The organism is Faecalibacillus faecis (genome assembly GCF_003024675.1).
Classification (GTDB): Bacteria; Bacillota_I; Bacilli_A; order Erysipelotrichales; family Coprobacillaceae; genus Faecalibacillus; species Faecalibacillus faecis.
In genome coordinates, this window is sequence record NZ_PYLP01000032.1 from 1 (window position 1) to 11,575 (window position 11,575).

Sequence of the window (11,575 nt, forward strand, 5' to 3'; positions counted from 1 at the left end):
TCTAGATTTGGTTCAATTGATTCTTTATAAAGTTTTGCTTGTAATTCATCGTTGATTAAAATCATGATGATATCTGCTCTTTTTGCAGCTTCTGCTGAAGTATACACTTCAAATCCTTGTTCTTCAGCTCTTTTCCATGATTTTGATCCTTCGTATAATCCTACGATAACTTTTACTCCTGATTCTTTTAAGTTCAATGCATGTGCATGTCCTTGTGATCCATATCCAATGATGGCTACTGTTTTCCCATCTAATAATGATAAGTCACAATCTGATTCATAAAATATTTTTGCCATTTTATTTTCCTCCGTTTTTATTACTCGATTTCCTTTTTCGTGACTATTATATTACTTAAGTTGTCTTATGTCAACACTGTTGTCTGCTCTCTTTGAAATTAATATTCAAAAATATCAAAAGATTTATACTTTCTTATTCTTAATGTATAATGTTCTCCTTGTTTCAAAAGAACATTATAGGAATCATCATCTTTCTTTTTATTGATTGATTCAACAATCCCCTTATCTTTTTCTATACATTTTTTCATAATTTTCATTTCTTCTTTAAAAGAGTTCTGCTTTTTTACCATATAAACGCCTTCATAGCGTTTAGTATGTGGATCGACTAACCAATGTTTAAAATAAATTTCTGGAACTACACAAGTAGCCTGTCTTGTTTTCAATACAATACATTGTAAGTAACTTCTTCCTAATGATATAAATTCTAGTTCTTCAAAGAAATAATAAGATGTTAAAGATAAAACAAGCATGATAATAAATATCAAGCTTTGAATTAATTTATAATAATAATCTATCTTAGGTGATTTTTCTTTAAGAATTCCTAATATTGATAGAAAAAGAACACCCCACAATAACACTGAAAAATACCCTGTATATAGCCAAATAAAAAGAATAATAAGACAGTAAATATAGTACTTTTCAAATCCTAATTTATCTAAATATACCCCTATAATAGAGCGTCCATATAGCCTTTTGTAATACATCATCTATTTCTCCAATTTTAATTGATTGATTGCTCTTAAAATATGAATTCGCATTGCACTTTTTGCTCCTTCTGCATTACGGGCATTCATGAATTCCATAATCATTTTATTATCTGAAATAATATCTTTATTAGAAATATGTTCATATTCATACAAGATAACCCCTTTTTTTATAGCCTCTTGTAATACGGGTTCTAACCTAGACATAAATTCATTATGTGTTGCTTGAGCAATAGAACAATGAAAAAGTGTTTCTTGTTTTGCATAATCTTTTTTGTTTAAAATTCTTTCTTCTATTTCATTTTTTAGTGTATTAATTCTTTCTAATTCTTTATCTGTTGCACGAAGTGTTGCATAATAAGCAATTTCTGGTTCAAAGATCAAACGTATCTCATACAAATCATCTGCTCCCATTTTGACTTCTGGTGGGATATTGAGTCTATCTAATGTATGATCATTATAATCTTCACGAACAAACGTTCCTTTTCCTCTTTTGATTTCTAAAACATGTCGTGTTACTAAAATACGAATGGCCTCTCTTAAAGTAATACGACTGACCCCTAGTTCTTTCGATAAATCGATTTCATTGGGAAGTTTATCTCCTGGTAAGTATTTTTTTTCTACCACAATTTGAGAAAGAAGAACTTCAGCAATGTCATCAGATAATCTTTTTTTATTATCCATAGTTTCCCTCGATTCCTTAAATTACTTTCAATTTTATCACAAACCCTTTAAATATTCTATGTTCTTTTGTCCATACCCTTTTTTTAATAAAACATATACTAAATTGAAAGGAGGTTATTTATGGACCCTGTAACAATTGAAAATCAAGCCACATTGCTTTACAACAATGTCACAACAAATTCCAATACGGCTGTAACACGTATTTTAAGTCTTTATGATTTGACCGCTACTAAAGAAGCACTTCTTGACACGTATACTCCAGGACAAACCATTACCTATGTCACAAGAGTTGAAAATACAGGCAGTGCCCCTCTTTATAATCTTACCATTGTAGACAATTTAGCGGATGGTCTTATTCGCTATATTAATACCAGTGTTGAAGGCTATTTAAATGGATCACCTATTGAAATAGCCGTTCAAACTACAACGAATTCTGCAACATTTAAAGTAAATAGTATTGTTGAACCAACAGATAATGTTCTCATCATTTTTGAAACAACGACACCTACGTCAAATCCTGATACACTTACAAATACACAAACGATAACAGCTAATGGCGGTTCAACAACAGGACCAGTTATTACCGTTAAACCCGATCCAACTGCAACCGTTACAATTGCGAACTATGCTGCTTTAGAAATGACTAAGTCTGTTGATAAATCAAGTATTTATAGTGGTGAATCCCTTGTTTATACTTTTAAAATTATCAACAGAGGAAATGAAACAGCCACAAATGTAGCCTTCAGCGATATCTTCCCAGCAGGATACAAGATTGAGACAATTACTTTAAAAACACCAGATGAACCTGACCCTATTATCTATGATCCAACAACTTATGTAAACTTTACAACTCTTGCCATTCCAAATCTTGTAATTCCTGTTGGTACAAGTACTCTTGTCGTTACCGGCACTTATACCACAACAACTTAAAATGGATGCTAAAGCATCCATTTTAATCGTATAATTGGAAATTTAAATGATAGACAAGTGAATCAAACATTTTTGTATTAAAGCCATAAGCAATACAATCATCCACTTCTCCATCCCAATCATTATTTAATTGATCTAAAACCTCTTTTGCTTTTTCTTTAGTTATTTGGCAAGTTGCAAAGAATTCAACAGCATCTTTTTCCATTTGTGATTCTTTATAAGGTGATACCGAAAAATCAGGATAGATTTCTAATAATTCCTTTTTAACCTTTTGATAATCTTCTTCTTTTGAACTTGATAGAACAACATATAATGTTCCTAACATTATTTCAACATCCTTTCTTTGAGCTTTGAAATATTTTCAAAATCATTCTTTTGCCTTTTCTCTACATCATGATATAACTTACTTAACTTAAATGCAATCATTACAAAATAAAGAATAACCATTACAATAAAAATCACAAACCACATAAAAATAAGCCACCCCATCTTACACAACTCCTTTATCTAATTGATGTAAATCTCTATGATAACAAATATAAAGCATAACAGCTGCCGCCGCCCAAGCCAGTACTTCCGCTAAATAAATACCATAAACACCAATATATTGAGGAAGTATAAGTGCTACAGAAACACGCATAATTAATTCAACAATTCCTGAAATCATCGGAATTAACGTATTTTCCATACCTTGCAAGGCACTTCGATAAGAATATAATATATAAAGAATTGGTAAACAAACAGCCATTGTAAATAAATAATCATAAGCATACGTTAAAACAATTTGTGTTTGTTTTGGTGTTGTAGAAATAAATAAAAGAAGAATCTTTTTTCCTAAAACTAATATACTAATCATAATAACAATCGAAATAAATATTGATAAGATATTTGCCTGAAATACCCCTGATTTCATACGTTGATATTTTTTAGCACCAAAGTTTTGAGAAACAAAGGTCGTAATGGCATAACCAAAGGAAATCGCAACCACTTCTAAAATACCATACACTTTATTGGTTGCCGTATATCCTGCAATGAATAAGAAACCAAAACCATTGACAACGGATTGTAAAATAGTACCACCAATCGCAATAATTAGGTTTTGAAAAGCAAGTGGTAAACCTAATTTAATCAGTTGTTTAATTAAGTGGGTATCTATTTGAAAACTCTCCTTAGTTATTTTAAAAGGTAATTCTTTTGTTAGTTTGTGATAACAAAATGAAGCAGCAAAAAGTTGTGATATCAGCGTTGCAATGGCTGCTCCCGCAATACCTTGATGAAATACACAAACAAATAATAAATCTAAAGCAACATTTAAACAAGCGGCCATCACCATTGCAATAAGAGGTGTACGACTATCCCCAATTGCTCTTAAAATACTTGAAAAACAATTATAAAATATAACAATTAAAGCACCACCGGACATAATTCTTAAATATATAATAGATCCTTGAATTGTATGACTTGGTGTATTTAAAAGTTGTAATAAAGGTTCTATAATGATTTGTGCACAAACAATGGCTATCAAAGCAATAAAAAAACAAGATAAATAAGACATTGCAATTGATTTTTCCATTCCTCTTTCATCATTAGCCCCTAAACAATTAGAAACACGTATCGAAAAACCTTGTGTAAAGCCCATTAATAAACCTAAAATAGCCCAATTAATCCAATCTGCTCCGCCAATAGAAGCTAAGGCATCTACTCCTACAAAGCGTCCAACAATCATGGTATCAACCATAATATAGAGCTGTTGAAGTAAATTACCAAACATTAAGGGTAAGGCAAAGAAAAAAATTAATTTTAATGGATTTCCTGTTGTTAAATTCTTCATATTTTCCCTCCGTATTTTTTATTATTAGGGATTTTTAGCATAAAGTCAATCATATTGTTTTTTAAATTATTGATTTTAAGTTATAATAGATAGAGGTTAAAGGAGAGAAAAGTATGGCTAATTGTAATCATGATTGTAATTCATGTAAAAGTACATGTTCAAAAAAAGATTTTTTAGCACCAATGAATGCACATTCACGTGTAAAAAAAGTAATTGGTGTTGTTAGTGGTAAAGGTGGTGTTGGAAAATCCTCTGTGACTTCCTTACTTGCCCTTGTAAAACAAAGAGAAGGTTATAAAGTAGCAATTTTAGATGGAGATATTACCGGTCCTTCTATTGGACGTATTTTCGGTGTTGAAAATAAACAAGTTTTATCTAATGGAAAAGAATTCACACCTGTTGAAAGTAGTCAGGGCATTAAAATCATGTCTACCAATTTATTATTAGAATCTAATGATACCCCGGTTATTTGGCGTGGTCCTGTGCTTGCGGGAATGATTAAACAATTCTGGTCTGATGTCATGTGGGGCGATGTTGATTATATGTTCGTAGATATGCCTCCAGGTACTGGAGATGTCCCTCTTACTGTTTTTCAATCATTACCTTTAGATGGGATTATTATTGTGACAAGCCCACAAGAACTTGTTGGAATGATTGTCAGTAAGGCTGTAAATATGGCTAAAAAGATGGATGTTGATATTATTGGAATTGTCGAAAACATGTCTTATGTTAAATGTCCTGATTGTGATAAAAAGATTTATATGTTTGGTAAAAGTCATAGTCAAGAAGTTGCTGATCGTTATCAACTCCCATTACTTGGACAATTACCAATTGATAGTGAACTTACACAATTATCTGATCAGGGATATGTTGAAAATTATCATTCTGATTGGTTTGATGATTTTTCTTCAAAAGTAAAAGATATTTAAAAAAGCACCGAGGTGCTTTTTTAATTTATAGGTTCATTATTACGATTCATGTAATCTTTAACCGCATCATTTAAGACATCATTTAAATATTGACTAAAGTCATCTTTATCTTCTACATTTGATAATTGAATAGGCATGTTGACAACACCTACATGAACATTTTCATCTGACATCAGTTTTTCAAGATAACCAGCTTGTCCAAACATTCTTGATGCTGCTTGCATTGTTTTACAATGAGACATCGTTGCATAATAAACATAATCTTCAAGAGTTTCCACTCCTATAGCATCTTGAATTTGGTTTAATTGTTGCTGTAATAATTCTACTTCATCATCATCAAATTCTAAAACAACTTTTTTCATTTAAATCACCTCATATTCTCGTAATATATTATCACAAACTCTAAAAAAAGATAGTCTTTTTTATGATTTATTTCTAATTAAAAATAAACTTATTCCTCTAAAAAATCCAAGTGTTAAAACATTGAAAATCGTGATCCAATCTGCGTATTTTAAAACAGCCTGCTTCATAATCTTATGTAATAAATAAATATTCATACTAAAAGAAATCAAACAACAAACAATAAATAAAATGAAAATGATTGTATCAAATGAGCCTAGTTGAACATTTAATGAAAGATAAAAACAAATTGTTCCTAAAATTTCTATAACCATCAAGAAGATTCCTTCTTTTTCTTTATTTACTTGTTTTCCTATTAAATACTTATTGTAATAAGGAAGCCATGCTATCAAAGAATGTTCTTTTTTATAAAGATATACACATTCAAAAAGATAGTTTTCAAATAAATAAAAGACACTTATAAAAATAACGAAAAGATAAAAAGCATAGAAAGACATAAATAATCCTAAAACAACAAGTACACTGATTCCTCCCATAAAAGCCTCCTAAAAAATAAATTCATAAATCATTCCAAAAATTTCTCTTACAAAATAAGTTGGAAATAACCACCATGCTGTTTTGGCACTAATGGCATAGCTTTCTATATTTAAATGACTCGCAATTGTTTGTGCTCGATATTCATGAAATTCATTAGTAATAATTGTTATTGCTTTGTTGAGATTTTCTTTTTCAATAATTTTATATGAAAAAAGAATATTTTCTCTCGTAGATGTTGACTGATCTTCTAAATAAAGTCTTTTTTTATCAATTCCTTTTTTCACTAGATATTGATACATACATTTTGCCTCTGATATTTCTTCATTATCGCCTTGTCCACCAGATAAAATACAATTTAATTCTTTATTTTCATTTAAGTATTCATAGGTTTTATCCAATCTTTCTTTTAAAGCAAGACTTGGTTTTTTATCTTTAACACGACAGCCTAACACAACAACTGTTGTTTCTTTATTACTTGGATGATTGATATTAGATAAAATTTTATAGGAACAAAATGTAATGATTCCTAAAAATACAATAACAAAGGTTATTGTTATTTTAGATGTTAGGTATGGATAAAGTTGTTTACTATTTAATACAACAAGAACACATAAAAAAGATACTAACATTCCTGTAATATTTCCAATATTCAATATACCTTTTAAGACAAAAGGTAATGCAAATAGAATAAAACTTAATATAAAAAAAGTAATTAATCCATATTTCATAATTTTCATTATTTCACCTACTTTGTACCATTCTAACAAAAGTTTTACACTCCTATTTAAAATATTGGTCTATTTTTGTTTTATTTAATTCTTCCCCTATAACGATAATAACATCTTGCCCTTCAGGTATTTCTTGAATTGTTTTACTTTCTTGTGTCATATTCATTTCATACCACTTATTTTCTTTTTGATAAAAACCTTTAACTCTCATTACATGTCCACATTCTTGATCTAAAAAAATCGTATCTATTTTTTTAATAAACTCCTCTTGGTTAAAATGATTGTTCATATAATAAAGTGATTGAAAAGTTTTATTTTGATCAAACCATAATTTTTCAATAGAATTATTCGTATAGCCACTTTCTAATAATTCTTCATAATCTTCTTTTTTAAAGTCTTTCCATTGTTTTATTTTTATTCTTGATTGTTCTATTTCTTTACCATGAAATGAAGTTAACGCTTGATTGATTTGTTGAATTGTTTCGTTAATTCGTTCTTGACTTGTTGAATCTACTTTACTCAATAAAACCTTACCCGCACTTACTACTTGACTTGCTAGTAAATAAGAAGCTTCTTTAGATAGATTCTTTTCTAAAGAAGAATCTACGATGGCGAAAACATTTCCTATTTCATACCAATTTGTAAGAGGTTCTTCATGTAAAATATCAAAAAACTCATCAACATCAAAGATTCCTGATGGTTCTACTAGTATACGATCAAACTGGCGCATTCCCATAGAAATCAATTTTGTTTTAAAACGTCTTTGATGACAATCTTTATCGCAAGCACCTGCCACCATTTCTAATTCACAATTGTCTGATTGTAAATCTTGTAAAAGCATCATATCAACATTGACTGCCCCAAAATCATTTTCAATGATTCCTACTTTATATCCTTGATTTATTAAATAAGTTGCATATTTTTTTATAAATGTTGTCTTACCAGAGCCTAAAAACCCTGTTATTAAATCTACTTTAACCATTTTTACTCACTCCTCACTCTTATTATATCGTCAAAGAAAAAAAAGTCTAATCAAAGACTTTTTAATCTGTTCTAAGTGCTGTCACAGGATCTTCTTTCGCTGCTTTTTTAGAAGGAATAATTCCTCCAAGTAAAGTTAAAATAATACTTAAGACAATTAAAACAATTCCTGCAACAGGTGGTAAACTTGCGTTCACTGCAGTTGTCCCTGCAATATCATGAATAATTCTATTTGCGGGAATTAGTGCAAGTAATGTAATGACAATACCAATAAGACCTGCAAATAAACCTATAATAAATGTTTCTGCATTAAACACTTGTGAAATATTGCGTTTTGAAGCCCCTATTGCTCTTAAAATACCAATTTCTTTTTTACGTTCTAATACACTTATATAAGTAATAACACCAATCATAATCGAAGAAACAACTAGAGAAATACCAACAAAGGCAACAAGAACATAACTAATGACATTAACAATATCGGTAACAGATGACATTAAAGTTCCGACAAAATCTGTATACGTAATGACTTTATCATCTTGGGTTGTTTTTTCCATTTTCTTATTATAGTTATCTAAAAATTGAATAACCTTTTCTTTACTTTCAAAGTTTTTAGGATAAATATTAATTCCTGCAGGTTTATTAAAATCAGCATACCCTAACTTTTTAATATTATTTTCATAAGAATCTTGTTCACTTGACATCATGGATGTCATTAAACTCATGATATCTTTTTCATCCATGTTTAACCTCATCGCTCCTGCAAAGGCTTGACTATCAAACTGAAAAGCATTTGTAAGTGAACTAGAAAGATTCATCATACTTCTTTGCATTTCTTTTTGTAGCGACGAAGATATTGTTTGCATATAAGAATTCATATATTGTGACATAATCGCTGTGATTTGTGATTGAAGATCTGTTGTTTGAATGATTGTTGTCATTTCATTTGTAAGGATATTTTTAGCTTCATCAGATTGAAGATATTGTAAAATATATTCATTGATTTTTGCCATATTCAAATCTGTATTACCAAGTTGTTCTTGATATTTTTCAAATAAATCTCGCATGATTTGTGACATTTCTTCGTTACTAATGCCATCTTGTGCATATTTCTTGATTTCTTCTTGAATAAAACTCATTGCTTCATTACTTTGAATATAATCAATAAAGCCTTGCATCGCTTGATTGACATTTGCTTCTGGGTGACTCTTTATATATTCGTTATAACTATTCATTAAACTTGTTGTAAGGTGATTAATTTGTTCATCTGAAAGATTAAAACGAATTTGTTGAATAATTTGTTGTAAGTCAATGGCAGGTAATGATTGATTTGTAAGAGCTGTATTTAAATTAGATAAGTCTATTTGTATTTTAGATGTATCAAATTTAAATACATTTTTCATTTTATTTTGATCAATTGTAAAAAGTGAACTCATATCAAAATTATTTTCTTTTATATCAAAAGCTTTTCCGGTAAAAACATTGAGATTATGATTATTGATTTGTTGTTGCACGATTTCACTTTTAGTTGATTTTTTAATAACATGATCAATAAGCGAAGAAGGATAATAGATTCCTGTTGACAACATTGTTGCAGAAGAATCATCTTTAGGTTGTACAATCCCTACAATTTGAATATCTTCACCATTTTGAACAAGATTTTTCATATATTCTTGATCATCGGATTTATCCTTCCAAATTTGATATTGTTGATCGTATTGATAATAATCAGCTGCATTGACAAGTTTAAATGTTTTATTTAATAAATCTTGATAATTGTATGCATCATTTTTTAAGGTCACATCGACTTCTTCTTCATTTGAAAATTGTTTAACCATATCATCTAATTCTTGAATATCTCTTAAGCCAAGAGTATAGGCCATCATATCACTTATCTTCCCTTTAGCAGTTAGAACAATCACACACTCATTAGTTTTTTTAGGCCAATGTCCTGCTTTAACATCATATTGTTCACTAAATAGATTTGTATTTTTAGGCATTGATTTAAAGACATCTGTAGACATCATAGATGACATCATACTATTAGAACTTGATGATGATCCCATGCCTAATGAAGCAAAAGTTTTATCTGGATTCACTTGTCGATATTCTTCATTAGTAAATGAGAATATTTGAGGAGCAATATTATACGTATATTCTATTGAATTTGTGGATTGTTTTAATTGCGCTTGATTATCTTGAATATATTTCTTTAGTGATTGCAAGTCATTAGAGCCAATTTTAGAAAACATTGTTGTCATCATATTAGCAACTTGAACATCTTTATTCGATTTTGATTTTTCATTATCGTCTACAAGCATAGAAGACATGTCAAAGCCAGTACTGGTAATTTGTAGTGGATATTCAGATAATGTATCTTCTTCAATCGTTTGAATATACGAATTAACTCCATTTGACAAAGAAAGGATCAATGCAATACCAATGATTCCAATAGAACCAGCAAAAGAAGTTAAAAATGTTCTTCCCTTCTTTGTTTTTAAGTTATTAAAACTTAAAGATAAAGAAGTAATAAGAGACATTGATGTTTTACCCATCTTTTTGTACTTAGAAGATTGTTTTTCAACATGAAAAGGATTTGTATCATCTAAAATAACACCATCCTTTAAAGTTACAATTCGAGTTGCATATTCTTTAGCAAGTTCTGGATTATGTGTAACCATAACAACTAAACGATCTTGAGCAACTTCTTTTAGTAGATCCATGACTTGAATACTTGTTTCACTATCTAAAGCTCCTGTTGGTTCATCCGCCAACAAGATATCTGGATCATTAACGACTGCACGAGCAATCGCGACACGTTGCATTTGTCCACCAGAAAGTTGGTTTGGTTTTTTATGAATTTGTTGACCTAAACCAACTTTTGTAAGCGCCTCTATTGCCTTTTGTCTTCTCTCTGTTTTAGAAACACCTGAAATTGTAAGTGCAAGTTCTACATTAGCTAAGATTGTTTGATGTGGAATTAAATTATAACTTTGAAAAACAAAACCAATTGTATGATTGCGATAAGAATCCCAATCACGATCTTTATATTTTTTTGTAGAAATTCCATTAATAATGAGATCACCACTATCATAGCGATCAAGACCTCCAATAATATTTAAAAGCGTTGTTTTTCCACTTCCACTAGGACCAAGAATTGCAACAAATTCATTATCTCTTAAGTTAAGAGATACATGATCCAATGCTTTTTGTATAAAGTTTCCCGTTTTGTATTGCTTGCAAATATCAAAAATTTGTAACATCATTTTCCCTCCATATAGAAAATATAATATCAAACAAATATAAACAGAGTGTTAATAAAAAATATAAAAAAAAAGAACTGGCAACGAGCTATTTTCGCACCGAAGTACTATCTTCGCCGTGATGATGCTTAACTTCTGTGTTCGGAATGGGAACAGGTGTGTCCATCATGCTATCATTACCAGATCTTCTCTTCAAGTATCCTTCAGGACACTCAAAACCAGATAGTAGTCTCTTTCTTTCAAGCTCGCTTGCCTTTTCGGTCAAGCCCTCGACCTATTAGTATCAGTCCGCTTAACATGTCACCATGCTTACACTCCTGACCTATCTACCT

General features: G+C 29.9%; 13 protein-coding genes and 1 rRNA gene. 2 read left to right on the plus strand and 12 right to left on the minus strand.

Annotated features, from left to right (window positions below):
- The 3 genes from C7U55_RS12865 to C7U55_RS12875 all read right to left on the minus strand — a co-directional run.
- Positions 1-296 (minus strand): NAD(P)-dependent oxidoreductase (locus C7U55_RS12865; RefSeq protein WP_162297453.1); only part of this gene is annotated, 296 nt, incomplete at its 3' end.
- A gap of 98 nt (positions 297-394) precedes the next feature.
- Complete coding sequence (locus tag C7U55_RS12870; RefSeq protein WP_106988894.1) at positions 395-1,003, minus strand: hypothetical protein; 609 nt, start codon at positions 1,001-1,003, stop codon at positions 395-397.
- Complete coding sequence (locus C7U55_RS12875) at positions 1,004-1,684, minus strand: FadR/GntR family transcriptional regulator (RefSeq protein WP_106988895.1); 681 nt, start codon at positions 1,682-1,684, stop codon at positions 1,004-1,006. It abuts the gene before it with no gap.
- A gap of 120 nt (positions 1,685-1,804) precedes the next feature.
- Between C7U55_RS12875 and C7U55_RS12880 the strand changes: the two genes are divergently transcribed.
- Positions 1,805-2,614 carry a COG1361 family protein gene (locus C7U55_RS12880; RefSeq protein ID WP_106988896.1) on the plus strand — a complete coding sequence of 270 codons (810 nt, stop codon included), beginning with the start codon at positions 1,805-1,807 and terminating at the stop codon, positions 2,612-2,614.
- A gap of 22 nt (positions 2,615-2,636) precedes the next feature.
- On the opposite strand, the gene C7U55_RS12885 is transcribed toward C7U55_RS12880, so the two are convergent.
- From C7U55_RS12885 to C7U55_RS12890, 3 genes are read right to left on the minus strand one after another with little or no spacing between them, the layout of a single operon-like run.
- Positions 2,637-2,939, minus strand: coding sequence for a hypothetical protein (locus C7U55_RS12885; RefSeq protein ID WP_048924827.1), 303 nt, complete (start codon positions 2,937-2,939; stop codon positions 2,637-2,639).
- Positions 2,939-3,103 (minus strand): hypothetical protein, encoded by a 165-nt coding sequence (locus C7U55_RS13625; protein ID WP_155522391.1) that lies wholly within the window; start codon positions 3,101-3,103, stop codon positions 2,939-2,941. The genes C7U55_RS12885 and C7U55_RS13625 overlap by 1 nt, the downstream gene beginning before the upstream one ends.
- 1 nt (position 3,104) lies before the next feature.
- Positions 3,105-4,445 (minus strand): MATE family efflux transporter, encoded by a 1,341-nt coding sequence (locus C7U55_RS12890; protein ID WP_106988897.1) that lies wholly within the window; start codon positions 4,443-4,445, stop codon positions 3,105-3,107.
- A 113-nt stretch (positions 4,446-4,558) separates the two neighbouring features.
- Here C7U55_RS12890 and C7U55_RS12895 point away from each other — a divergent pair, with 113 nt between their 5' ends.
- Complete coding sequence (locus tag C7U55_RS12895; protein ID WP_106988898.1) at positions 4,559-5,374, plus strand: Mrp/NBP35 family ATP-binding protein; 816 nt, start codon at positions 4,559-4,561, stop codon at positions 5,372-5,374.
- Positions 5,375-5,394: 20 nt separating this feature from the next.
- Here C7U55_RS12895 and C7U55_RS12900 read toward each other — a convergent pair whose 3' ends face one another.
- From C7U55_RS12900 to rrf, 6 genes are all read right to left on the minus strand, one after another.
- Positions 5,395-5,736, minus strand: a complete 342-nt coding sequence (locus C7U55_RS12900) for a hypothetical protein (RefSeq protein WP_106988899.1) — start codon at positions 5,734-5,736, stop codon at positions 5,395-5,397.
- A gap of 60 nt (positions 5,737-5,796) precedes the next feature.
- Positions 5,797-6,270 (minus strand): hypothetical protein, encoded by a 474-nt coding sequence (locus C7U55_RS12905; RefSeq protein ID WP_106988900.1) that lies wholly within the window; start codon positions 6,268-6,270, stop codon positions 5,797-5,799.
- A 9-nt stretch (positions 6,271-6,279) separates the two neighbouring features.
- On the minus strand, positions 6,280-7,008 hold the full coding sequence (locus C7U55_RS12910; RefSeq protein WP_106988901.1) for a YdcF family protein: 729 nt from the start codon (positions 7,006-7,008) through the stop codon (positions 6,280-6,282).
- Positions 7,009-7,051: 43 nt separating this feature from the next.
- Positions 7,052-7,981, minus strand: a complete 930-nt coding sequence (locus C7U55_RS12915) for a GTP-binding protein (RefSeq protein WP_106988902.1) — start codon at positions 7,979-7,981, stop codon at positions 7,052-7,054.
- A 61-nt stretch (positions 7,982-8,042) separates the two neighbouring features.
- On the minus strand, positions 8,043-11,243 hold the full coding sequence (locus tag C7U55_RS12920; RefSeq protein WP_106988903.1) for an ABC transporter ATP-binding protein/permease: 3,201 nt from the start codon (positions 11,241-11,243) through the stop codon (positions 8,043-8,045).
- 75 nt (positions 11,244-11,318) lie between these two features.
- Positions 11,319-11,427 (minus strand): 5S ribosomal RNA (gene rrf / locus C7U55_RS12925).
- Between the last annotated feature and the right edge of the window lie 148 nt (positions 11,428-11,575).